The sequence below is a fragment of the Chitinolyticbacter meiyuanensis genome, from assembly GCF_008033135.1.
GTDB lineage: Bacteria > Pseudomonadota > Gammaproteobacteria > Burkholderiales > Chitinibacteraceae > Chitinolyticbacter > Chitinolyticbacter meiyuanensis.
On sequence record NZ_CP041335.1, the window covers coordinates 2,002,304 to 2,025,694 of the forward strand.

22 protein-coding genes, 1 other RNA gene and 1 pseudogene are annotated in these 23,391 nt (G+C 64.0%); 12 read left to right on the forward strand and 12 right to left on the reverse strand.

The features are described from left to right. Positions 1 to 67 precede the first annotated feature (67 nt). From FLM21_RS09690 to FLM21_RS09705, 4 genes are all read left to right on the forward strand, one after another. Positions 68 to 2,143 carry a sensor histidine kinase gene (locus tag FLM21_RS09690; protein ID WP_148715372.1) on the forward strand — a complete coding sequence of 692 codons (2,076 nt, stop codon included), beginning with the start codon at positions 68 to 70 and terminating at the stop codon, positions 2,141 to 2,143. A gap of 84 nt (positions 2,144 to 2,227) precedes the next feature. Next, a complete protein-coding gene (locus FLM21_RS09695) occupies positions 2,228 to 3,049 on the forward strand; it encodes a thymidylate synthase (RefSeq protein WP_148715373.1) in 822 nt (273 codons plus the stop codon). Between the two features lie 46 nt (positions 3,050 to 3,095). Beyond that, positions 3,096 to 3,460: a transfer-messenger RNA gene (ssrA, locus tag FLM21_RS09700) on the forward strand. A 185-nt stretch (positions 3,461 to 3,645) separates the two neighbouring features. Further along, on the forward strand, positions 3,646 to 4,863 hold the full coding sequence (locus FLM21_RS09705) for a tyrosine-type recombinase/integrase (protein WP_148715374.1): 1,218 nt from the start codon (positions 3,646 to 3,648) through the stop codon (positions 4,861 to 4,863). 269 nt (positions 4,864 to 5,132) lie between these two features. Here the strand turns inward: FLM21_RS09705 and FLM21_RS09710 are convergent, their stop codons facing one another. The 3 genes and pseudogenes from FLM21_RS09710 to FLM21_RS09715 all read right to left on the reverse strand — a co-directional run bounded on the left by FLM21_RS09710 (position 5,133) and on the right by FLM21_RS09715 (position 6,884). Next, positions 5,133 to 6,164 carry an IS3 family transposase gene (locus tag FLM21_RS09710; protein WP_246120704.1) on the reverse strand — a complete coding sequence of 344 codons (1,032 nt, stop codon included), beginning with the start codon at positions 6,162 to 6,164 and terminating at the stop codon, positions 5,133 to 5,135. After that, a pseudogene (locus tag FLM21_RS21290) lies at positions 6,092 to 6,241 on the reverse strand (transposase); the annotation flags it as partial. The gene FLM21_RS09710 and the pseudogene FLM21_RS21290, both read right to left, overlap by 73 nt. 217 nt (positions 6,242 to 6,458) lie before the next feature. Further along, positions 6,459 to 6,884: a VOC family protein gene (locus FLM21_RS09715; RefSeq protein WP_148715375.1), complete on the reverse strand. Its 426-nt coding sequence runs from the start codon at positions 6,882 to 6,884 to the stop codon at positions 6,459 to 6,461. A 112-nt stretch (positions 6,885 to 6,996) separates the two neighbouring features. Here FLM21_RS09715 and FLM21_RS09720 point away from each other — a divergent pair, with 112 nt between their 5' ends. Then, entirely contained in the window at positions 6,997 to 7,641 is a 645-nt protein-coding gene (locus tag FLM21_RS09720; protein WP_148715376.1) for a TetR/AcrR family transcriptional regulator, read from the forward strand. A gap of 88 nt (positions 7,642 to 7,729) precedes the next feature. Beyond that, entirely contained in the window at positions 7,730 to 8,299 is a 570-nt protein-coding gene (locus FLM21_RS09725) for an MgtC/SapB family protein (RefSeq protein WP_246120862.1), read from the forward strand. A 73-nt stretch (positions 8,300 to 8,372) separates the two neighbouring features. On the opposite strand, the gene FLM21_RS09730 is transcribed toward FLM21_RS09725, so the two are convergent. The 3 genes from FLM21_RS09730 to FLM21_RS09740 all read right to left on the reverse strand — a co-directional run bounded on the left by FLM21_RS09730 (position 8,373) and on the right by FLM21_RS09740 (position 10,806). After that, on the reverse strand, positions 8,373 to 8,564 hold the full coding sequence (locus tag FLM21_RS09730) for a hypothetical protein (protein ID WP_148715377.1): 192 nt from the start codon (positions 8,562 to 8,564) through the stop codon (positions 8,373 to 8,375). 148 nt (positions 8,565 to 8,712) lie between these two features. Then, on the reverse strand, positions 8,713 to 9,576 hold the full coding sequence (locus tag FLM21_RS09735; protein ID WP_148715378.1) for an SDR family oxidoreductase: 864 nt from the start codon (positions 9,574 to 9,576) through the stop codon (positions 8,713 to 8,715). 93 nt (positions 9,577 to 9,669) lie between these two features. Next, on the reverse strand, positions 9,670 to 10,806 hold the full coding sequence (locus tag FLM21_RS09740) for a sigma-54 interaction domain-containing protein (protein WP_246120864.1): 1,137 nt from the start codon (positions 10,804 to 10,806) through the stop codon (positions 9,670 to 9,672). A 626-nt stretch (positions 10,807 to 11,432) separates the two neighbouring features. Between FLM21_RS09740 and FLM21_RS09745 the strand changes: the two genes are divergently transcribed. Beyond that, positions 11,433 to 12,653, forward strand: a complete 1,221-nt coding sequence (locus FLM21_RS09745) for a hypothetical protein (RefSeq protein ID WP_148715380.1) — start codon at positions 11,433 to 11,435, stop codon at positions 12,651 to 12,653. Between the two features lie 59 nt (positions 12,654 to 12,712). Here the strand turns inward: FLM21_RS09745 and rpoN are convergent, their stop codons facing one another. Continuing rightward, positions 12,713 to 14,101: an RNA polymerase factor sigma-54 gene (rpoN, locus tag FLM21_RS09750; protein WP_148715381.1), complete on the reverse strand. Its 1,389-nt coding sequence runs from the start codon at positions 14,099 to 14,101 to the stop codon at positions 12,713 to 12,715. Between the two features lie 319 nt (positions 14,102 to 14,420). Between rpoN and FLM21_RS09755 the strand changes: the two genes are divergently transcribed. Together FLM21_RS09755 and FLM21_RS09760 are read left to right on the forward strand one after the other, a co-directional pair. Next, positions 14,421 to 14,876, forward strand: a complete 456-nt coding sequence (locus tag FLM21_RS09755) for a PA2169 family four-helix-bundle protein (protein ID WP_148715382.1) — start codon at positions 14,421 to 14,423, stop codon at positions 14,874 to 14,876. Between the two features lie 89 nt (positions 14,877 to 14,965). Beyond that, positions 14,966 to 15,490 (forward strand): DUF421 domain-containing protein, encoded by a 525-nt coding sequence (locus FLM21_RS09760; protein WP_222846809.1) that lies wholly within the window; start codon positions 14,966 to 14,968, stop codon positions 15,488 to 15,490. Positions 15,491 to 15,512: 22 nt separating this feature from the next. On the opposite strand, the gene katE is transcribed toward FLM21_RS09760, so the two are convergent. Continuing rightward, positions 15,513 to 17,609, reverse strand: a complete 2,097-nt coding sequence (katE, locus tag FLM21_RS09765) for a catalase HPII (protein ID WP_148715383.1) — start codon at positions 17,607 to 17,609, stop codon at positions 15,513 to 15,515. Further along, positions 17,606 to 18,175: a hemerythrin domain-containing protein gene (locus FLM21_RS09770; protein ID WP_148715384.1), complete on the reverse strand. Its 570-nt coding sequence runs from the start codon at positions 18,173 to 18,175 to the stop codon at positions 17,606 to 17,608. The genes katE and FLM21_RS09770 overlap by 4 nt, the downstream gene beginning before the upstream one ends. Positions 18,176 to 18,319: 144 nt before the next feature. Between FLM21_RS09770 and FLM21_RS09775 the strand changes: the two genes are divergently transcribed. Beyond that, positions 18,320 to 18,766 carry a CBS domain-containing protein gene (locus FLM21_RS09775; RefSeq protein WP_148715385.1) on the forward strand — a complete coding sequence of 149 codons (447 nt, stop codon included), beginning with the start codon at positions 18,320 to 18,322 and terminating at the stop codon, positions 18,764 to 18,766. Between the two features lie 59 nt (positions 18,767 to 18,825). On the opposite strand, the gene FLM21_RS09780 is transcribed toward FLM21_RS09775, so the two are convergent. After that, positions 18,826 to 19,554: an SDR family oxidoreductase gene (locus FLM21_RS09780; protein WP_148715386.1), complete on the reverse strand. Its 729-nt coding sequence runs from the start codon at positions 19,552 to 19,554 to the stop codon at positions 18,826 to 18,828. Between the two features lie 40 nt (positions 19,555 to 19,594). After that, positions 19,595 to 20,494, reverse strand: coding sequence for an aldose epimerase family protein (locus FLM21_RS09785; RefSeq protein WP_148715387.1), 900 nt, complete (start codon positions 20,492 to 20,494; stop codon positions 19,595 to 19,597). Positions 20,495 to 20,596: 102 nt separating this feature from the next. On the opposite strand from FLM21_RS09785, the gene FLM21_RS09790 reads away from it, so the two are divergent. Together FLM21_RS09790 and FLM21_RS09795 are read left to right on the forward strand one after the other, a co-directional pair. Then, positions 20,597 to 21,208, forward strand: coding sequence for a DUF4254 domain-containing protein (locus tag FLM21_RS09790; RefSeq protein ID WP_222846810.1), 612 nt, complete (start codon positions 20,597 to 20,599; stop codon positions 21,206 to 21,208). Continuing rightward, positions 21,205 to 22,314, forward strand: coding sequence for a glycosyltransferase family 9 protein (locus tag FLM21_RS09795; protein WP_222846811.1), 1,110 nt, complete (start codon positions 21,205 to 21,207; stop codon positions 22,312 to 22,314). Before FLM21_RS09790 ends, FLM21_RS09795 begins: the two co-directional genes overlap by 4 nt. Here FLM21_RS09795 and FLM21_RS09800 read toward each other — a convergent pair. Then, the gene (locus FLM21_RS09800) at positions 22,263 to 23,309 is read right to left on the reverse strand and encodes a glycosyltransferase family 9 protein (protein ID WP_148715389.1); all 1,047 of its coding nucleotides are present in this window, start codon (positions 23,307 to 23,309) and stop codon (positions 22,263 to 22,265) included. The two genes, FLM21_RS09795 and FLM21_RS09800, sit on opposite strands and share 52 nt — an antisense overlap. Positions 23,310 to 23,391 lie beyond the last annotated feature (82 nt).

The following is a 23,391-nucleotide window of genomic DNA, read 5'->3' on the forward strand; positions in this document are numbered from 1 at the left end:
TGCGTGATCCGAGACAGCGCCGGGGGCTCCGCTTGGCGCGGATGACCGGCTCCGCTATGCTCGCGCCATGACTGAACCGGCCAAACCGACCTCCACGCTGTCCCGCCGTGTGCTGCGCAATATCGCGCTGCGCATCGGCATCGTGGCGCTGGTACTGACCGCAATCTCCTACTACTACAGCTACTGGCGTTTCCAGGAAGAGGCGCTGGCCAATCTCGGCAAGTACATTGCCGCCCGCAGCCAGCTCGAATCCGAACCCTTCCTCCAGGCTGAAATCAATACCCGCAGGTTGCGCGACGAGTTCGTGCGCCGCATGGCGCTGTATGGCGAAACCGATCCGGCACCGCGTTTTCACCAGCTGTTCAGCCAGGAGCGCGACGGCATCTGGCGGGTTCGGCTGGAACTCGACGATTTCGAGCACCAAGCGACCGTGGCGTTGCTGCCCAATGTGAAACTCACGCCGGAGTTCATGCGCCAAGTGCTGGTGGGCTTCGATCTCGCCAGCCAGTATGGCCCGGCACACCGCAGCCGCTACTACGATACCTTCATCGACCTGAACGTGTCGGACGGCAGCATCATCTTCCTGCCGGATCTCAACTACGCGCGCAACGGCTCCGTGGCGGACTTTGCCGCAGACCTGCCGACCGAAGTGGGCGCCACCCCGGCGCGCAACCCGGAGCGCAAGACGTTCTGGACCGGTATCTACTTCGACAAGCAGGCCATCCAGTGGATGGTATCGGTAGTCACGCCCATTGATTACCTTGGACGCTTTGTGGGCGGCGCTGGCCAGGATGTGCTGCTTGACGAGTTGATCGAGCGCACCAACAACGTCAGCATTCCCGGCACGCACAACTTCATCGTCACCCGCGACGGCGATCTGGTGGCACACCCGGCCCGTATGGGCAAGATCCGCGAAGCCGGCGGCGGTTACCGGGTGACCGAAGTGGAAGATCTGGAGGTACGTAGCCTCTACGAGGCAGCGCTCAAAGCCACGCCGAACCAGCCTTTTGTCGAATCGCCCGACGGCAGCGCCTGGCTCGGCGTGGCGCCGATCAAGGGAGCGAACTGGCTGTTCGTCAGCGTCTATCCCAAGCGCCTGCTACAGGAAAAGGCTGCACTGGCGGCCAGCATGGTGCTGTTGCTCGGCCTGATTGCGCTGGTGCTGGAGCTTGCCGTGATGGCCTGGACGCTGCGGCACGATGTGGCGATGCCACTGGCGCGGCTGAAGCAGGCCATCGTGTCGCTGGCTGCCGGCAAGCGCTCGGATAACCTCGATACCGGTCGCGACGACGAACTGGGCGAGGTGGCCCGCACCTTCGATGGCATGGCCACCACCATCGAGCAGCATCGCCACAATCTGGAAGAACTGGTCGAGCGGCGTACCGAGGAGCTGGCGGTACGCAATATGGAGCTGGAGGCGGCCAACCTGCGACTCACCCAGCTCAACGAGGAAAAGAACGAGCTTTTGACCATCGCCGCGCACGATCTGAAGAATCCGGTGGCGTCGATCCAGGGCATGACCAATCTCATCGTCGGCAAGCTTGGCGAGTGGTCGCACGATCGGGTGGAGGATCGCCTGCTTGGCATCGTCAAATTGTCCGAGCGCATGCAGCGCATCCTCGGCAACCTGCTCGACATCAACGCACTGGAAGCAGGCCAATACCATCTGCGGCCGGAGCGGGTGTTGCTCGATGGCCTGTGCACGGAGCTGGTGGCCAGCTGGGAAATGCGGCTGGTGGAGAAGCAGCAGCTCTGTATCTACACGCCGTGCGGGCTGAACGTTATGGCAGATCGACAGGCACTGTGGCAGGTGCTCGACAATCTGATTTCCAATGCATCGAAGTACGCACCCCACCAGACCGCGATCCGGCTGGAGGCCATTGCCATTGGCGAGCGCGTGCAGGTGCGTGTGTCGGACCAGGGGCCAGGCATTGCCACCCACGAGATGGAGCGTCTGTTCCGTAAGTTCAGCCGGCTTTCTGCCGTACCGACCGGAGGCGAACACACCACCGGCCTGGGTCTCTCCATCGTCAAGCGCCTCGCCGAAGCCATGGATGGCAAGGTGGGCTGCGAGAGCGTGCTGGGGCACGGTGCGACCTTCTATGTGGAGTTGCCGCTGGCACAGGCCCGGCTCGAGCCCTGATCCCAAGCCGCCCGGCTTCGCGTAGAATCTGACTGGCCGCCCCATGGGGCGGCCGTTTTGTTCGATCAGCCCACGGAGCGCAGCATGCGGCAGTACCTCGACCTTCTCCAGCACGTACTCGATCACGGCGTGAGAAAGGAGGACCGCACCGGTACCGGCACCCTGTCAGTGTTCGGCCACCAAATGCGCTTCAACCTCGCCGAGGGGTTCCCGCTGGTCACCACCAAGAAGGTGCACCTCAAGTCCATCGTTTACGAGCTGCTGTGGTTCCTGCGGGGCGAAACCAATAACAACTGGTTGAAGGAACGTGGCGTTTCAATCTGGGATGACTGGGCGCGTGCCGACGGCGAGCTCGGCCCGATCTACGGCTACCAGTGGCGCAGCTGGCCCACGCGCGATGGCCGCCATATTGACCAGATTGCCCAGGTGGTCGACCAACTCCAGCGTAATCCGGATTCGCGCCGCATCATCGTTTCGGCCTGGAACGTTGGCGAGATCGAGCACATGGCGCTGCCGCCTTGCCACGCCTTCTTCCAGTTCTACGTGGCGCCCGCCCAGCCGGGCGATCCTGATCAGCGCGGCAAGCTTTCCTGCCAGCTCTACCAGCGCAGTGCCGACCTGTTCCTCGGAGTGCCGTTCAACATCGCCTCGTACTCATTGCTGGTACTGATGCTGGCCCAAGTGTGCGATCTGCAGCCGGGTGATTTCGTCTGGACCGGTGGCGATTGCCATGTTTACACCAATCACCTGGAACAGGTACACACCCAGCTCACCCGCGAGCCCAAGCCCCTGCCGCAGATGCGGATCAATCCCGAGCGGCGCAGCATCTTCGATTTCGAGTTCGAGGACTTCGAGCTCGTCGGCTACGAGAGCTGGCCGGCGATCAAAGCCCCCGTGGCCGTCTGACCTCGCCCCGGGGCGGCAAACGCGTTACAATGGCAACGCTTCACTTGGGGCCGCCATGGTTTCGACGGGGGTTGCAAAGCGAGTGGGGGCATGCCGGGATCTCAGACACCCCGTAAAACGCTGAAATAACTTAGTCGCAAACGACGAAACTTACGCTCTGGCTGCTTAATCGCGCCAGACTCTGCGCTACTTTGCCCACCGGGTAGGTCGCCTAAAAAACGACAGCAGAGTCATTTAGATGGGATCGCCTTGAGCCGGGTTACTTGGCTTGGGGTTAAATCTAAGGTAACTCGCTTTCAACCAGCCTGTCGGTCGGCGGGTTGATGGTTAAAACCAGTAGACCACACTAAGCATGTAGATCTCCTCGTGGAGGACTTTCGGACGCGGGTTCGACTCCCGCCGGCTCCACCAAATGATAGTTTCACGAAGTATCGTGACACACCTTAAACCCCTGTAAAGCTCAGCTTTCAGGGGTTTTTCTTTGCTGTAATGTGTCATGTGATGCCATGACAACCCGACTTTTTAGGGGTACATTTTGGGGTACAAAAACCGTGATTCGGGGTGTGCCGTACCCCGTACCCCTAAGGTGATACCCCATGGCTCGTCAGACCAAACCGCTGACCGACTCGGAATGCAAGAACGCCAAGCCTGCTGAGAAAGACCGCAAGCTGTTTGATGGCGGAGGATTGTTCCTACTGGTCAAATCGAACGGGGCGAAGCTCTGGCGGATGAAGTACACCAAACCGAACAGCAAGGAGTCACTGCTGTCCTTTGGTGCGTACCCCGACGTACCCCTAAGCGAAGCCCGTAAGCAGCGGGACGAAATCCGTGCCCGGCTGGCGCAGGGCATTGACCCGAGCGAGCAGCGCAAGGCCGCTAGCCTGGCCGCATCCGTTGCAGCCGATAACAGCTTCGAGGTCGTGGGACGTGCCTGGTTTGATAAGTGCATGAGGGGCCTGTCGGCGAGCCACCGTGAGCGCACTATCAACCGACTGGAATCGGACGTGTTCCCGTGGCTGGGCAAGCGCCCCATCGCGAGTATCAAGGCTCCCGAGGTGCTGGCCTGCTTGCGACGCATTGAGGAACGCGGCGCGATTGAGACCGCCCACCGCGTGCTCTGGTCTTGCAGCAAGATTTTTCGCTACGCCATCGCAGCCGGCATGGCAGAGACCGATCCCGCCGATCTGCTCAAAGAAGCCCTGATTCGCCCTGACCCGAAAGCCTTCCCGACCATCACCGACCCAGTTGAAGTAGGGGCGCTCCTTCGTGCGCTCGATGGTTTGAGCGCATCGCTGGTTGTGCGTTGCGCCACCCGCCTTGCTCCTCTGGTGTTTGTGCGACCTGGAGAGTTGAGAAAAGCCGAGTGGGACGAAATCAATTTCGACAAAGCTGAGTGGCGCATTCCCGCCCACAAGATGAAGTCACGTGCCGTGCATATCGTGCCGCTCCCAACCCAAGCTATCGCACTGCTGCGCGAGCTGGAACCCCTGACAGGCCGTTGCAAGTATGTTTTCCCAGGCGAGCGCACTAAAGAGCGCCCAATGAGTGAAAATACCGTGAACGCGGCACTACGCCGACTTGGCTATACCAGTGACCAGTTCACCGGGCACAGCTTTCGCAAGATCGCCAGCACCCTGCTGAATGAGTCGCACCAATGGCACCGCGACGCCATCGAGCGCCAGCTTGCCCATGGCGAGCGCGACGAAGTGCGCGCCGCCTATAACTACGCCGAACACTTACCAGAACGCGTAAAAATGATGCAGTGGTGGGCTGATTATCTCGACCAACTCAAAGCTGGGAAGCAGAGGCCGTGACGCGGAAACGTGAATAGCTAAGCGCCGAGCTCGCTCAAGCGAGACCCCCTCTCCAACAAGGTAGCTAAGCTCCAGGCGGAGGCCAAATGAGCACATTTCTACTTTGCATTTCTGAAGCAGCTGAAATCGCCGGGTTGAACGGAAGCGCGCTGCTTAGAAAAGTCGTGACCAACGAACTGACTCTGTCTGCCTTTTGCCGTGAATCGATCAGCGCTCGCTCGACTGCGCAAGATCAGGCGACGTCACCCCCTCATGAATAGCATTTCGCTTTAGAGTCCGGCCCCCGATATTACCGGTTTCTTCCTCGCTAGCTGCCGGGCATAGGCCGATGGCGTCAGCCCGCCCAACGCCTTCTTCGGCCGCTCCTCGTTGTATTCCCGTCGCCAGGCTTCGATCACCACCCGCGCATGCGCCAAGCTGGTGAACCAGTGCTCGTTCAGACATTCGTCCCGCAGCCGGCCATTGAATGATTCGATGTAAGCGTTCTGGTTCGGTTTGCCCGGTTCAATCTGCCGCAGCGTGATGCCGCGCCGGTACGCCCAGTGCAGCATCGCTCGACCGCAGAACTCCTTGCCGTTGTCAGTGCGAATCACCTGCGGCAAGCCGCGTGAGACCGCTAATCGATCCAGTTGCCGCGTCAGAATTTCGCCACTGATGGCTCGCTCCGGGATCACCGCAATGGCTTCATGCGTGGCATCGTCGACAACGGTCAGGCATTTGATCACTCGTCCTTCGGCCGTGCGATCAAACACGAAGTCCATCGACCAGACCGCATTGGCGACCTGCGGCCGGATCAGCGGCTGCCGCTCCGATGGCGGCACCTTCTTGCGCTTGCGTCGCCGCACTTGCAGCCCGGCCAGTGCATATAGCCGTTCTACCCGCTTGTGGTTCACTGCCCAGCCGCTCTGGCGCAGCTTCAGATAGATCATCCCTGCACCGTAGCGACGATGGCGCTGCGCCAGTTCGACGATCCGCTGCCGTAACATGCCGTTCCGATCCGGCTTGGGCCGGTAGCGCAAGGCGCTCGGACTCATTCGGGCGATGCGCAACGCCCAGCGCTCACTCAGACCCCGTCCGGCGAGGAACCGCACCAGCTCGCGTCGCGTTGGTGCGGTCACCACTTTTTTTGCAGTGCTTCCTTGATGACCTCGTTTTCGAGCATCGAATTGGCCAGCATGCGCTTGAGCCGAGCATTCTCGGCCTCGAGTTCCTTGAGCCGCTTGGCGTCGGAGACGCTCATGCCACCGAACTTGCTGCGCCAGAGATAGTAACTGGCTTCGGAGAAACCGTGCCGGCGGCACAGTTCCTTGATGGGCAAGCCCGCTTCGGCCTCGCGCAGGAAGCCGATGATTTGTTCTTCGGAAAAGCGTTTCTTCACGTCCAGTCTCCTTGATGGAAGGGATTGGACTCTAAAGCTGCGTGCTACTCAAACTTGGGGGGACGTCGGCGGTATTCTTAAGCGGCTTCTGCGCGCTAATTACAGATATGAAGCTGCAAGACCTGCCTGCGTCACAAGAAAAAGCCCCGCGCCATAAGCGTGGGGCTTTTATGCAGGTGCAACCGATCTACCTGCATTCATGGATCGTCGGACGTGCTCAGGCCTTCATTTTTCCGCCGTTTACCAACCAGCTGATGCCGTATTTATCGACTACGGCACCAAACTGTTCGACCCAGAAAGTCGGTTCTAGCTGCATCGTGATCTTGCCGCCATCGGCCAGCGCGTTGAAGCGGCTGGTGGCTTCTTCCACTGTGGCGTAAGTCACCGCTAGGGAGATGCCCTTGATCCCGTCATACGGCCCGCCGCAGCCTTCGATCCAGTCCGATGCCATCAGATGGTTGCCGTTGGGTAGCTCAAGGTGGGCGTGCATGATCAGGTGTCCGGCCGCTTGGGGCAGGTGTTCCGCCACCGGCGAATTGGCCACTGTCATCAGCTGCAGCTTGCCGCCGAGCGTGCTTTGGTAGAACTGCATGGCCTCAGCACAGTTGCCGTTGAAGGTGATGTAGGGGTTCAGCAGGTTCATCGAGATCTCCAGTAGGTTGTCGTACACGTACCGTGATGGGTTGGGCTTTAATGTGTACACGGTACACATAAGCTAGCATGAGATAATGGACGGTGTACACATAGGATCGACGATGAGCGACACCCCAACCTCTGCTTCCCGGCGCAGCACCTACCGGCATGGCGACCTGCGCAACGCCTTGCTGGATGCGGGAATCGCGTTGGCCCGCATGGGGGGGCCGGGTGCGGTGGTGCTGCGCGAGGCGACCCGACAGGCGGGCGTGGTGCCCAATGCGGCCTATCGCCATTTCGCCAGCCGCGAGGATCTGCTGTTGGCGGTGCGGGCGTATGCATTGTCGCAGGTGGCGCGTGCGATGGAGGTGGAGCTGGCCAAGCTGCACCCGTCGGTTGGGCCGTTGCGCTACGCCCGGGACAGCGTGCGCGCTGTGGGCACGGGTTATCTACGCTTTGCCCACGCCGAACCGGGTCTGTTCAAGACTGCGTTTTCCTCGCACGAGCAGGTCGAAGCCGATCCGGATGCGGCCAAGGCGGGTGCCAGTGGCATGAATCCGTTCGAATTGCTCAGCATGGCGCTGGATCGGCTGGCCGCCGCAGGCGGGCTGCCACCGGAACGTCGCCCTGGCGCGGAATATCTCGCGTGGTCTGCCGTGCATGGTCTGGCGCTGCTGGTGAGCGAGGGACCGCTGCATGGCTTGCCGGAAGCGACGCGTGAAGTCATCGGCCAGCGTTTGCTGGATATGGTCGAACAGGGGCTTTGAACAGTCGTTGACGAAGGCGTGGCAGCTGGGTTGCTGCTCTCCAGGCGTTGCTGGGGCTGGCTCCCGATTGCTCCTACGGTGTCGCAAGGTGAAAAATCGCCTGCTCGTTTCGTCGTCCTCAAGCTCTGTCGTGGATTACAGCGCGATGGAGGTGCAGATGGACATACTGGGATGGTCCCAACTGGGCATGCTGGGCGAAGTGGGGCTGGCGATGGTCTTGGGGGGCTTGGTTGGCTGGGAGCGGGAAGCGGCTGCCAAGCCAGCGGGCTTGCGTACACAAATGCTGGTGGCCGGCGCTGCAGCGCTGTTTGTCAGCTTGGCCGATGTACTGTTGGCACGGTATTACGGCCATACCCACGCGGAGATGGTGCGCTCGGACCCGATCCGTGTGCTGGAGGCCATCGTGACCGGGGTGAGCTTCCTGGGCGCCGGCACAATCTTCCGGATTTCTTCGGCAGCCACCGAGGGTGAGCAGGTCAAGGGGCTGACCACGGCGGCATCGCTGCTGATGTCGGCCGGTATCGGCGTGGCCGTTGGGCTTGCGCAGTTCGTGCTGGCGATCGGGATTGTTGTGCTCAACCTGGTGGTGTTGTTCGGGCTGCGTCGGCTCGAGCGGCGTTTCAGTCCCCGGCGGCATGGCAAATCTGGAGATGATTAGGTGAAGCAGTTGTAAAAGACACCTAAAAACAAACCGCCTCGTACTGAGGCGGTTTGTTTGTGCTGCGTAGGCCTTAGTTGGTCTGGCCCGGCGCAGCGCCCCCGCTATTGCCCTTGGTATCGGGCTCGCTGGCGGAGTGGGTGCCGGGGACCGGGGTTACCTTGCTGTGCTTGCCGCTGGTATTGGCATCGGCAGCGGAAACGCCCAGCGAAGCGGCGAGCATGGCGCTGCCCAGGATGGCGGCGATTTGTTGGATGCGTGTCATCTTGATGGCTCCTTTGTTAGGCAATGAAAGACATTGCGATCACACGTTCAGCAAGCAGCATGCCCAACCGACCAGGCGGATGGCCCGTGGAGGCTCAAGCTGCTTGACTGGGTGTCCAGTTCCCAATGCAGTTTTTGCCACACGGTATTCACCCGTTTACCACTTCACCACCATTCGGATGCAGCACTTGGCCGGCCATGAAGCTTGAATCGGCACTGGCGAGGAACACATAGGCCGGGGCGATCTCGTCGGGTTGGCCGGGGCGCTTCATCGGGGCGTGGCTGCCGAACTTTTTTACTTCCTCGGCGCTGAAGGTCGAGGGGATCAGCGGTGTCCAGACCGGACCGGGCGCAACGGCATTCACCCGGATCTCGTCGTCGATCAGTGCCTTGGCAAGTGAACGGGTGAACGACACCACCGCGCCCTTGGTGGCCGAGTAATCGAGCAGCTTTTCATGGCCGCGGTATGCGGTCACCGAGGTGGTGTTGATGATGCGCCCCCCGCCCTTCAAGTGCGGCAGCGCCGCGCGCACCAAGTGGAACATGGCGAAGACGTTGGTCTGGAAGGTGCGCAAGAGCTGGCTGCTGCTGATGTCCTCGATCGAGGACTGCGGATGTTGCTCGCCGGCATTGTTCACCAGGATGTCGAGCCCTTTGAGCTCCGAGATGGTCAGCGCCACCGCTTCCCCACAGAACGCCTCGTCGGCGATGTCGCCCTTGATCAGGATGCAGCGCCGGCCGCAGTCGGTGATCAGCTGGCGGGTCTTGGCGGCATCTTCATCCTCGGCGAGGTAGACCACGGCGACGTCGGCGCCTTCCTTGGCGAATGCCACGGCCACCGCGCGACCGATGCCGCTGTCGCCGCCGGTCACCAGTGCCACTTCGCCTTCGAGCTTACCGCTGCCGCGGTACGCTGCCATCTCCGATTCCGGCGGCGGCTGCATCTGCGCCTCGATACCAGGCTGCTGATCCTGGTGTTGCGGGGGAAGGGTGGCGGTGGCGGGTTGATTCATGGCGGGCTCCGTGGTGTAGGTCTCGGCCGGCCTGCCGGGCATCGCCCGGCGCGACCGACCTTCACTACACAGCAACGGGCATGCCCGCCTGGATTAGGCGTAGTTGGCGGCGTTGATCACGTTGTCGTCGTCGTTGATAGAGGTACCGAACTGTTGGGCCAGTTGGCGCGCTTTGTCCGAGGAATAGCTGTTGAGCCGGTTGTAGATGGTCTTGAGGCTCACGCCGAGCGCCTCGGCCGCACGGCGCTTGTTGCCCTGGAAGCGCGCCAGCGTGGCAAAGATCAGCTGTTGTTCCACTTCCTCCAGCGGGGTGCCGATCTCGAATTGCATGCAATTGCCATTCACCACGGCATCGCAGCGCTTGAGCGGCGCCAGCGTATCGATTTCCACTGCTTCGTCCGACAGGATGTAGGCGCGCTGGATGCAGTTCTTCAGCTCGCGCACGTTGCCCGGCCAGGCGTGGCTGGCCAGGCGCTCGGCTACATCGGCGGCGAACTGCTTGTCGGTGCTGTATTGCGAATTGAGATCGTCGAGGAAGTGCTGGGCCAACAGCATCACGTCGTCAGCACGCTCGCGCAACGGCGGCAACACCACCGGAAACACGGCCAGCCGGTACATCAGATCCTCGCGCAGATGGCCGCTGCGCACGGCTTCGAGCGGTTCGCGGTTGGTGGCGGCAAGGATGCGGGCATTGCAGGCGATCTCGCGATCGCCGCCTACCCGGGTGAGCACGCCGGTTTCCAGCACGCGCAGCAAACGCACCTGCAGCTCGATCGGCATCTCGGTGATCTCGTCGAGGAACAGCGTGCCGCCCTGGGCGCGTTCAAAAAAGCCTTGGTGAGTACGGCTGGCACCGGTAAAGGCGCCTTTCTCGTAGCCGAACAATTCGGCTTCCACCAGCGTGGCGGGCAAGGCACCGCAATTGACCGCAATGAAGGGGGCGTCGGCGCGGGCGCTCATTTCGTGCACGGTCTGTGCGATCAACTCCTTGCCGCAGCCGCTCTCACCGATGATGAGCACCGACATATCGCTGGGCGCCACGCGCTCAACTAGGCGGAATACTTCTTGCATCGGCGCGGAGGAACCATAGAGGCGACCGAAGCGGCTGGCGTCGCTGTCCCGTTGCGGAATCGGCTTGGCCGCGGGTTCGGCCCGGGCTTCTCCGCGGCTGAACGAATAGAGCGTGGGCATCGAAGGATGGGCCGACTCGTGGCGGATGGTCTCGAACATGGCGTGCTCCCGGCAGGCATATGGGTTCCATCCTAGTGGGCTCAGTTTTCGGGTCAATGCAGCAAAGGGGAAAGCCATCGCCGGACAACTCCTACAGCAGCAGAAATTTCTGATATTCCATTGGTTTTTGCTGTCGTTGTGAGAAAGCATATGGATGGAGCCGTAGTGCGACATCGCGGCAGTTGGCTGCTTTCCGGCAGCAGGCCCATGCAAACCCGGCAGGCGTGGATGCGCTTCGCTTGCTTGAGCTGACGCGATCGTGACTTGTGCGGCGCAGCAGAAGTTGCGGTCCGAAATTGCCTTGCCAGCGATGCGTGTGGTGTCAGGCTTTGCAAGCACGGAGTGGCCTTGGTTGCTGCTCGGCATCGATCGGCCTGGAGGAATTACGCGGGTGGGAGGCCTGAATTACACGGGTTTTTGCGATGGTCTGCCGGGCGGTGGCGCAGGGTGTGCAAAGCGCTGCAAGTTTTACCAGTTCGCTGGTTTGGCGGCAGGGCCGCGAGCGCCGCAATGTGCTGATTTGCGCGCGGGTACACCGTTTGCTGCTAGCGAAGCGGCCGGTGGCGACGCGTGCCGCACGTGGTCTGCCACCTGTTTTTCCCAAATCAGTTGAGAGAGGAATCACGATGACACAGCACAGCTATCCCGAGCGCAACCAGGGCAATCAATCGCGCGAGCAGAATTATGGGCGCTACGGCCAGGGCGACGATCGGGATTTCCAATCGGATACCCGGGAATCCCGCCCGGCACATGACCAGTATGGCGGCCGGCCGTCGGAAGAATACGGCAGCTACTATCCGGCCAGCGGCACCCAGTATCAGGGCGGCGCCAACCCGCAAGGCTATGCCGGCGGTGAAGGCGGCCGCGAGTATCAGGGCGGCTACCGCGCCAACCAGGTGGGCCAGGGCCAGCAAGGGGGCCAGGGTTATGGTCAGAACTATCAGAGCAGCCAAGGCGTGAGCGGCCAGCAAGGGCAACAGGGCGGCTATCAGGGCCATTACGGCGCTGCGGGCGAGCAATGGAATCAAGGCCAGCGCGGCCAGGGTTTCCAAGGCGGTTACGGTCAGCAGGGTCAGCGTGATTTCCAGGGTGGCCAAGGCGGTTACGGTAGTCAGCAAGGCAGCTACGGCCAGCAGAGTGGTCAGGGTTTCCAAGGTGGCCAAGGCAGCTATGGTCAGCAGGGCGGCCAAGGCTTCCAAGGTGGTCAGGGCAACCAGGGTGGTCATGGCCAGCAATGGGGCCAAGGTCAGCAAGGTGGGCAGGGTGGTTATGGCCAGGGCGGCCACCAAAGCAGCCAGTTCGCCTCGCACCAGGGCCAGCAAGGCGGCTTCGATCAGCAGCGCGGCTATGGCCAAGGCCAGTCGGGCTTTGCCTCGCAGGGCTATGGCAGCCAAAGTGGCTTCCAGAACAATCCGCCCTACGGCGGCTCACAAGGCAGCCAGGGCTATGGCCAGCAGGGCGAGCAAGGTTCGCGCGGCTCCCGCCATCTGGACCCGCACTACAGCCAGTGGCGCGAACAGCAGATCCGTCAGCTCGACGACGACTACGACCGCTGGAGCCAGGAGCGCTACGGCAAGTTCTCGGATGAATTCGAGCAATGGCGCAACAAGCACCGCGACCAGCAATCCGATCAGCAATCGGGGCTGCAGGCCGGGCAGTCGGCTGGCCAGCAGCAGTCGGGCCAGACGCTGGGCCGTAGCGGCGAGGCCGGTGGTTCGCGCATCGGCGAGAGCAGCAATGCGTCGGCCTCCACCCGCAGTGCCACGGCTGCCGGCACTACCGGAACCACTACCGGTAACCTTGGTAGCGAGCAGGACAGCAGCAAGGTGCGCAACAAGAACAGCTGATCGCCCGATCAGCTGGACGAAGCACGCCACCCTCGGGTGGCGTGTTTTCTTTGGTGGGATCAGGCGTGCAGCCGCCGTTGCTCCACCGAGGGGATGTTCATCAGCTGGCGATACTTGGTGACGGTGCGGCGTGCCACCTTCAGCCCCTGCTGCTGCAGCAGTCGGGTGATCTCGGCATCCGAATGCGGCGCATGCGCCGCTTCGGTCTGGATCATCTTGCGGATCGCTTCGCGGATTGCGGTGGTGGAGCACTGGCTACCCTGCCGGGTGCTGAGTCCGCGCGAGAACAGGTACTTGAGTTCGAACACGCCGAATGGTGTCGCCATGTACTTGTTGTTGGTGGCGCGCGATACGGTCGATTCGTGCAGCTCCAGCGCTTCGGCGATGTCCTTCAGCCCCAGCGGCTGCATCGCGAGGATGCCGTGCTCGAAGAAATACTGCTGCCGGTCCACCAGTGCCTGCGCCACCCGCAGAATGGTGAAAAAGCGTTGCTCCAGGTTGCGTACGGTCCAGCGTGCTTCCTGCAAATGGGTGGCGAGATCGCCATGGTGCGATTCGCGATGGCGCGCGAACAGCTCCGCATAGTGCTGGTTCACCTTCAGCCGCGGCACCACCGCAGGGTTCAGCATCGCCGCCCAGCCATCGCGCGTGCGGTGTACCAGGATATCGGGCGTGAGGTAGCCGGCGGTATGTTCGCCAAAGGCCCAGCCTGGCCGCGGATCGAGCTGACGGATCAACTGTGCCGCCGCCTCGGCTTCGCCGGGCGAGCAGCCCATGGCCTGCGCTACGCCGACGATGTCGCGCACGGCCAGCCGCTGGAATGCCTCGTCGATGATGCGGCCGGCGAGCAGGCTGCACGGGCTTTCCGGCAGCGCGGCAAGCTGCAGCGAGATGCACTCGGCCACATCACGACAGGCCACCCCGGTGGGCTCGAACGACTGCACCAGCCGCAGCGCGTACTGCATCTCATCGGGCTCGACGGGCGGATTCAATGACAGCAAGCCGGCCAGCTCGTCCAGCCCCACGCGCAGATAGCCGTCGTCATCGAGTGCCTCGATCACCAGCGCCACCAGCAGCAGGTCGCGCTCGGAAAGGTTCATTACATTGAGCTGCTGATGCAGATGCTGCTGCAACGTGACGCCGGCACAGGTGAGGTCGAGCAGATCCAGCCCGCCTTCCACCCCGGCGGAAGGCTTGCCGTTGCCCCATGGTTCCGGATCGGGCAGCGGTTCCGGCATGGCTTCCGCGTGCTCCGTGGCCGCTGTTTCTGCCTCGGCCTGCGGTTCATGCGCGTCGTCGAGCTCCAGAAAGGGATTGAGCGACAACAGGTCGCGCAGCTCCTGGGTGAAATCTTGGGTGGAGAGCTGGAGTAGCCGCACCGCCTGTTGCAGGCGCGGGGTGAGGGTCTGGTGCTGTTGGTGTTCGAGAAACATTTCCGGCCGACTCATGACGGCAATCCGGGCTGAACGGGGGCCGCGTGGGGGCGGCGAGGGGATGGCAAAGGCATGCGCTTCCTTGCAAGGCAACGGGTGCATGTCCATGCAAGGGTTGTGCCAAGCGGCAGGCGGCGCAGGCAGGGGCAATGACCGGCGCGATATGCGGGTGAGGGATGCAGTTTTTACAAATTACGGTAATTCGTGCCGCACACGGGAACGCGGTGCGGGCGGCCAGGCAAGGCTGGACGGGGCGATGCAGCCGGTACGCAATTTGCTCGACGTGTCGCAAGGCCGCAGGGCCGCTTCTTCCCCCAGCCAAGGAGCACACAGCATGGACAACAGCGAAGTCGTGAGCGTTCTCAACAACCTGATCGAAACCAGCAAGGACGGCGAATACGGGTTCAACGAATGCGTGAAGTACGCCACCGCCACCGAACTCAAGAACCTCTTTCGCATGCGCGCCGCCGAATGCCGCAACGCGGCGGACGAGCTGGCCCGCCTCGTGCGTCTGCACGGTGGCGAGGCCGAGGAGGGCGGCACCGTGGCCGGCGCAGTCCATCGCGGCTGGGTGACGCTGCGCACGGCGGTCACCAGCAACGATGATCTCGCGGTGCTCGAAGAATGCGAGCGTGGCGAGGACAAGGCCAAGGCCAGTTACGCCGAGGCGCTGGAGAAGGGTTTGCCGGTGTCGGTGCACGAACTGGTGAATCGCCAGTATCAAGGTGTGCTGAGCAACCATGCCGAGATCAAGGCGCTGCGCCAGCGTTATCGCCAGCTCGCGGCCTGATCCGGGGCGCCGCATGGCGCCCGCTTCCAGCAAGCGCCTGATACAGGCGCTTTTTCGTGTCCGCGGTCGGCGGGCAAGGAGGAATCGCGATGGACTGGAGCGAGCTGTTCGGACTCAGCCTCAATCCGTGGGAGCTGATCGTGCGCGGTTCCGCGCTGTACTGGTTCCTGTTCCTGATCTTCCGCGTGCTGATGCCACGCAACATCGGATCAGTGACCGTGGCGGACGTGCTGCTGCTGGTGCTGGTGGCCGATGCTTCGCAGAACGCGATGACCGGGGACTATCGCACCGTCAGCGACGGTTTCGTTTTGATCGGCACGCTGTTGGGCTGGAATTCGCTGCTCGATGCGCTGACCTTCTATTCGCCGACGATGCGCCGGCTGCTGGAGCCGCCGCCGCTGTTGCTGATCCGTCGCGGCGAGGTGTTGCATCGCAACCTGCGGCGCGAGTTCATCGCCTTCGAAGAACTGAAGGCACAGCTGCGTGAGCATGGCATCGATGACATCGGGCAGGTGAAGGCGGCCTATATGGAAAGCAACGGCGAGTTCAGCGTGGTGCGCATGGACGGCGGCGAGGTCGACACGCCGCCCAAGTCGGCCAAGGACCGGATCTAGCCGGCCCCTGGCCGCAACGCCGTCACGCCGGGATCAGGTGCTTGTCGCCGCGCTGCCAGAAGCGATGGCGCGCAATCGCGGCGATGAAGCGCTCGGCCACCGTTTCCAGTGTGGCACCATCGCACTGGCACACCACGCCGTTGAGGCTGCCGCCGCAGTCGTCGGGCAGGATGCCGATCTCGTCGAACAGGTCCACCGCCTCACCGGTCGCCGCGATGGCCTTGCCGTGCTTGTACGCTTCCAGCAGGTAATAGACCGCCTCGCCGCTGTTGCTGAGTGTCTCGACCGCGCCGCCCGGCACGAACACCGCGTCGAACGCCACCGATGGCATGGTGGCGAAGGTGTGATCGACCTGCAGCGTGGCGCCGCTGGCGGCGGTGAAGGTGCCGAGCCGGGCCGCGATCAGCAGGGCATGTGCGCCGCCGGTTTCCAACGCGCGGCGCACCGCGTCGAGCGCGGCATCGTCGACACCGTCTGCCACCAGGATGGCCACCTTGCGGGTGCGGATCGAGCCATCGCCACTGCCGATCATGGAAAGCTCGGGCGAGGGTTGCAGCGGCGTGGCCGTTTGCGCCGGCGGCTTGCCACCTGCGACCAGGCCCAGCCCCTCGGCCACGCGCTGCGCCAGCGCGGCATCCACCGTCTCCAGTACCTTCACCATGCGCTCGCGCACGGCCGGCACGGTGACCTTGCCAAGCTCGAAGGTGAAGGCCTCGACGATGTGATCCTGTTCGATGCCGCTCTGGCTGATCCAGAACAGCCGCGCCTGCTCGAAGTGCTCGCCAAAGCTCGCGCTGCGGATACGCAGCTTGGGGGAATTGAGCGGCTCGGGCACCGAGTGAAAGCCGCCTGCTTCCGGCGCTACTTCGTGCGGCGCGCCGTCCGCCAGCGAATTGGGCTCGTACGCGACACGGCCGGTGGCGATGGCGTGGCGCTTGAAGCCATCGCGCTGATTGTTGTGGAACGGGCAGATGCCGCGATTGATCGGGATCTCGTGGAAATTGGGCCCGCCCAGGCGCAGCAACTGGGTATCGAGGTAGGAGAACAAGCGGCCCTGTAGCAGCGGGTCGGCGGTGAAATCGATGCCGGGTACCAGATTGCCGGGGTGGAAGGCCACCTGTTCGGTCTCGGCGAAGAAGTTGTCTGGATTGCGGTTGAGGGTGAGCCGGCCGACGCGGCGCACCGGCACCAGGTTTTCCGGGATCAGCTTGGTCGCATCCAGCAAATCGAAGCCCAGCCGATCGGCATCGGCTTCCTCGACGATCTGCAAGCCAAGCTCCCACTCGGGGTAATCGCCGGCCTGGATTGCCTCCCACAGGTCGCGGCGGTGAAAGTCAGCATCGTGCCCGGCCAGCTTCTGTGCCTCGTCCCAGGCCAGTGCGTGGATGCCCAGCACCGGCTTCCAGTGGAACTTCACGAAGCGCGCATGGCCACTGGCGTTCACCAGGCGGAAGGTGTGCACGCCGAAGCCTTCCATCATGCGGTGGCTGCGCGGGATGGCGCGATCCGACATCAGCCACAGGATCATGTGCGTGCTCTCGGGCATCAGCGAGATGAAATCCCAGAAGGTGTCGTGCGCGCTGGCCGCCTGTGGCATCTCGCTGTCGGGCTCGGGCTTGAGGGCGTGCACCAGATCGGGGAACTTGATCGCGTCCTGGATGAAGAACACCGGGATGTTGTTGCCGACGAGATCGAACACGCCTTCGTCGGTGTAGAACTTCACCGCGAAGCCGCGCACGTCGCGCACCGTGTCGGCCGAGCCGCGCGAGCCGGCCACGGTGGAAAAGCGCACGAATACCGGCGTCTGTTTCGCCGGGTCCTGCAGGAAGCCGGCACAGGTCAGGTCGGCCAGCGATTCGTAGACCTGGAACACGCCGTGCGCCGCTTCGCCGCGCGCATGCACCACCCGTTCGGGGATGCGCTCGTGATCGAAGTGGGTGATCTTCTCGCGCAGGACGAAGTCTTCCAGCAGCGTTGGCCCGCGCGTGCCGGCGCGCAGGCTGTTCTGGTTGTCGGCGATGCGTGCACCCTGGTTGGTGCTGAGCGCTTCGCCCTGCGCCTTGCGATCGGGGGCGAGGTCCTGCAGCTTGGCGTTGTCATGCGGGGAAGAAGGGGTCATGGCGTACTCCGTGAGGGCGAGGAAATCAGCTGGGGCCCCAGCGCGCGCTTGCCGCGCCGCAGGGCCAGACAGTACTCGTCGACAAGCTCGGCCTGGCGCCGGCGCATCGCGTCGAACAGCGCCTGCCAGTGCAGTGGCGTATGGATCAGCACCTTGAACAGGACGTTTTCCTCTTCGCGCATCTGCAACCGCATATAGCCGGCCAGCACGCTGAAGCTGGCGTTGAAGCGGGCGTCATCTGCCGGCATGCGCTTGAGTTCGGTCAGCAGTTGCTTGATGCCGCGGTAGCGCACCTCGGCGGCGTCGACCAGCGCGCTGGCGCGCCAGCCGGTGCGGGCCACCGGGTAGAACAGTTCCTCCTCCAGCCGGATATGCGCTTCGAGCGCGGCACAGGTGCGCGCCACCAGCTCGACCCCCTGCAGCGAGCTGCTGCCAAAACGGTCGACATCGCGAAAGGCTTGCCGGATATGGCGATGCTCGCTGCGCAGCAGGTCGAACACCTGGTCGCGCGCCGTCTCCGGCACGGCGGTGCTGGCGACCCGGGAAGAAGTGGCGGTTGGGGGCATGGCGGCACTCCAGGAAGAGGGGCTTGCAGCGCTCCTGAGCAAGCGCCATACCACGCTGCTGCCGCCCGGCCGGAATGGTGCTTGCTGCCTTCCGGTCGGGCAAAAAGCCTGTTTGATCAACGATATCCAGCAGGAGGTAATGCTATGCAAGTGGCAGACGTCATGACCCGCAACGTGCAGGTCATCTTTCCGGAAACCCCGATCGAGGAGGCCGCGCGACTGATGGCCGAATGCAACTGCGGCGCACTGCCGGTGGGCGACGGCCAGCGGCTGATCGGCATGGTGACCGATCGCGACATCGTGACCCGCGCCGTGGCCTGCGGTTTGGGCAGTGGCACGCCGGTGCATCAAGTGATGAGCATCGAGGTGAAATACTGCTTCGAGGACGAGCTGCTCGAGCACGTGGCGCACAATATGGGCGACATCCAGGTGCGGCGTCTGCCGGTGCTCAACCGCAGCAAGCAGCTGGTGGGCATCATTGCGCTGGGGGATATCGCGCTGGCGCAGGATCGTGCCGGCGTGTCGGCGGCGATGCGCCATATTTCCGAGTCGCAGACCCAGCACATCTACACCGGATCGCGCCCGCACTGACGCTGTAATATGTTCCGGCCCGTTGTAAACGCTGCACCGCGGCACGGGCCGGCGTGGCATCACGGCCAGGAGGTCTCGCGCATCGGCAGCACCATTACCTCGGCGATCACCGTGTCGTCTGGCAGCGTCAGCAGGTGGCGGATGGTCTCGGCCACGTTGGCCGGGTCCTGCAGCAGGCCCGGATCGAGATCGGGGAAGCGGTCGAGCAGGAAGGGCGTGCGCATGCCGCCGGCGAACACCGTGGTCACCTTGATCCTGTCCCCGCGCAGCTCGGCATGCATCGCCTGCGACAGGCCGAGCAGCCCCCATTTGGAGGCGTGATAGGCTGCGGCATTGGGCCAGGCGCGGCGCGCGGCGGTGGAGGCGATATTGACGATCTGCCCACCACCATCCTGGTTGCGCATCTGTCGCGCTGCGTACTTCGAAAGCATGAATGGCCCGGTGAGATTGGTGCGCAGGATGCGCTCCCACTCGTCGCATTCGAGTTCGTCGATGGTGCAGGTCTTGTCGATGCCGGCGTTGTTCACCAGCGCATCGAGCCGGCCGAACACCTTGACCACCTCGGCAATGGCCGAGCGCACCTCGATCTCGTTGCCGACATCGCAGCCGATCGCATAGGCGTGACAGTCCACTTGCTGCAGCTTTTCGGCTTCCAGCCGCGCCGTTTCCGCATGCACGTCGAGTATGGCGACGCGGGCGCCATCGCGCGCCAGGGCCTCGCATACCGCAGCCCCCAAGCCACGGCCACCACCGGTGACCAGTACCACCTTGTTCTTCAGCGTATTCATCGTTGCTCCTTTGCTAGACGCCGCTTGCGCGGCAAACCGGTCAGCGCACGCTCAGCGTCAGCGACAGCGCGCGCGGGAAATCGGGGGCCAGCCACAGCGCGGTATCGGCAGCGATCACCTCGCTCAGCTCGAACGGCTTGCTGGTGCACGGCTCCAGCATCAGCACGTAGTGGCCGTCGAAGCCGCCGTAGCTCTGGAACAGCCACACATAGGGGAACTCGGCGGTATCGAACGCCAGTTCCAGCGTGCTGTCGGTGCGCGGGTTGTAGACGCCGCAGCGCCCTTCGCCGAGGTTGGAGCAGTAGATGAACTCGCGCGCCTGCGAGGCGGCGGGCAGCGCCCGGTCCAGCGGTACCTGGTCGCCGTTGGGATCGCGCCCGTGCGGCCAGCGGCTCAATCCCGGCTGGCCGATCAGCGTGGAAAAGCCCAGCGCCACGGCTTCCACGTCGCAATCGGGCACGCGGATCTCGTCACCTTCCTCGATGGCGATGGCCGGGTGCAGCTTGAGCAGCGTGCCCAATGTGGAAACGCCATGGTTGGTGAAGCGGTATTCGATCTGCAGCTCGGGTGTATCGTCCGCCAGCGTCAGCCGCTTTTCGAACTGCACCGGTACCGACTGGCAATCGAGCCGCAGCGTAATCGCACGTTCGGATTGCGCAGCCACCATCCAAACCGACGACCAGGCCTCGCCGTGATCGGGCAGCGTGCGCCCGCCAGCCACGCAGGCGGCGTCGTTCGGGAACATCTCCTCGAAGCCGCCCTGCCAATGGGTATCGAACGCAGCGCCCGCCGGCAGCTCGCGCGGCGCGCTGGCGTCGTAGCCGGCGGGGTGCCACAGCCAATCCTTGTTGCGGGCGAGGTCGGTGATCTGGTCGATGCGCCCACCGCGTTCGGGCAGGACGGTGACGGCAAGATGCGCGTTCTGCAGCGTAATGGTCATGCGGGGCCTCCTGAATGCACTGTTGGCGCTACAGGCAAGCCGCGTGCCGGAGGTGGGCACGCTTTCTGCTGTCGAGGCATTCCGCCTTGAGAGGAGATGACCATGCACGACCTGTCCGTTCCCTGGGTGCTCGATACCCACAGCCAGATGCTGGCCACGCCCGGCGAGCCGGCCGATCTCGATGCCGAGGGCGACGCCGGCGCGGCGCACTGGGTGGTGCGCAACCACCACTTCAACCGCCAGTTGTGGCTGGCGGAGGATGAGGCGCGGCGCACCGACGTGGCCGATGCGGTGATCGTCCGCTGCAAGCGGGCGATCGACCGCTACAACCAGCAGCGCAACGATGCGGTCGAGCGCATCGACGAATGCCTGCTGGCCGCATACGCCGATGTCGAGCTGCAGGAAGGCGCGCGCCAGCACAGCGAAACCCCCGGCGCGATGATCGACCGGCTGTCCATCCTGGCTTTGAAAATCCATCACATGCATCTGCAAAGCTTGCGCAGCGAGGCCGGCCCCGAGCATGTGCGCCGCTGCAGCGACAAGCTTGCAGTGTTGCAGCAGCAGCGCAGCGATCTGGCGAGCTGCCTGACGCAACTGCTGCTTGAGCTCGGCGCGGGCACGGCGTGCTGCCGTGTCTATCGCCAGTTCAAGATGTACAACGATCCGGCGCTGAACCCGGCGCTCTACGGCGCCACGCTCCGGGCTGCGGCATGAGCGCCGCCATGGTGCTGCCGCTACCCGACGTGACACGGATCGCGGTGCTGCGGCCGTGCGCCGTCGGTGATTTCGTGTTCGCGTTGCCCGCGCTGACGGCACTGCGCGAAACCTATCCGCAGGCCAGCATCACGCTGCTGGGCAAGCCCTGGCAGGCCGAGTTCCTGGCCGGGCGGCCCGGTCCCATCGACCGGGTGGTGGTGCTTCCACCGGTGTGCGGTGTCGGTGCCGCGCCGGATGCGGTGGAGGATCCGGCGGCGATCGCGCGTTTTCTCGACGACCTCAATGCCGAGCCCTTCGATCTGGCGATCCAGCTCTACGGCGGTGGCGGTTATTCCAACCCATTCCTGCGCCGCATCGCCGCGCGGCATTACCTGGGCATGCACGCACCGGATGCGCCGCGGCTGACGCGCTCGCTGCCCTATGTGTACCTGCAGAACGAACGGCTGCGCCTCTTGGAGGTGGTCGGGCTGGTCGGCGCGCGCACCGCCACGCTCGATGCGCGGCTTGCCGTGCTGCCGCGGGATCTGGCTGAGGCCGATCGCGCGGTGCCACCGGCCGAAGTGCCGCTGGTGCTGATCCAGCCCGGCGCCACCGATCCGCGCCGCCGCTGGCCGCCTGAGCGCTTTGCCGCCGTGGCCGACGCACTGGCCGCAGCCGGCGCCCGCATCGCCGTGAACGGTGGGCCGGATGAGCGCGAGCTGGTCCGCGCGGTGATCGCCAACATGCACCATCCCGCCATCGATCTGGCAGCGCACGGGCTGTCGCTATCCGGCCTGGTGGGGGTGCTGCGCCGCGCCACGCTGCTGGTATCCAACGATACCGGGCCGCTGCACCTGGCGCAGGCGGTGGGCACTGCCAGCGTCGGCATCTACTGGTTCACCAACCTGCTGATCTCGGCGCCCCTGGTGGCGGCCCGCCAATGCCACACCGTGTCGCTGCGCGTGCATTGCCCGGAATGCGGGCGCGAGATCGCTCAGGGGCCGTGCAGCCATACCGCCAGCCTGGTTGCCGACGTGACCGAGCACGAGGTGCGCCAGGCGGCGCTGACGCTCTATCGTGAGGTCAGTGCCAGCAGGGCCATCGCCTCGCTCAGCACCGTGTGAACGCGCACGCCTTCCGGATCCCAAACTGCCCGGTGGCGTACCACGTCGAGCGGCGCCCAGCGTGGCAGCTCCGAGCTGCGGAAGATCACCACGCTGGGTAGCGCCAGCGCAGCGGCGAGATGGGAGGTGCCGGTATCGTTCGACACCACCAGCCGCGCACCCTGCATCAGCTGGGCCATCGCGCCGAACGACAGCGGGCTGGCGGTATCGAGTGCCGGGGAGCGCATCGCTTCCGCCACTGCCGCGGTCAGCGGTCGTTCCTGTTCCGATCCGGTCAGCACCACGGTAAGGCCGCGATCGGCGAGTGCATCGCCGATCTCGGCAAAGCGCCGCGCCGGCCAGCGCCGCTGCGGATCACGCGCGCCCGGATGCAGGCACACATAGCCCTTGCCCGGTGGCGGTAGCGGCACGCCGCTGACAGCAAGCTCGGCGGCATCGGCGGGCAGCAACGGGTAATCCAGATAATCGCCGTAGGCGGCCGCACCCAGGTGGCTGGTCAGTGCCAGCAATCGGTGGATCTCATGGCCGCGTTCGGGGTAGGGCAGGAAGGTGGTGCACACCGGTGCGGCCGGATCGTGGAAGCCGGCGAGCCACGGGGTATCGAAGGCGCTGACGATCTCGTTGGTGACGGCGCCGCTGCCGTGCAGCTGGATCGCCAGATCGAAGCGTCGCGCCTGTACCCGGTGCAGGAATTCACGATAGGCCCGCGGCTCGGGCAGCTGTTCCGGCAGCCCGGCGTGGCCGGGGAAGGGAATGAATTCATCGATCAGCTGCGGCAGCCGCTCGGCCAGCGTGGCTGCCCAGGGCAGGCCGGCCAGCGCGATGCGGGCGCGTGGCAGGCAATGGCGCAATGCGCGCAAGGCCGGCACCGCGCACAGCATGTCGCCGATCTGCAGCGCGCGAAACACCACGATGGATCGGGGGGCATGGCTTTCCAGCCAAGACGCCTGCTGGCGTTCGTTGAGATCGGTGGTGCTGGCGGCTGTTGCGTACATGGGCGGCTCCGGTGACGAGGGATGCCGCGCTGCAGCACGCGGCGTGCCCGCGTCGCGCCAGCGAGGCCGACCGGTTGTCGGC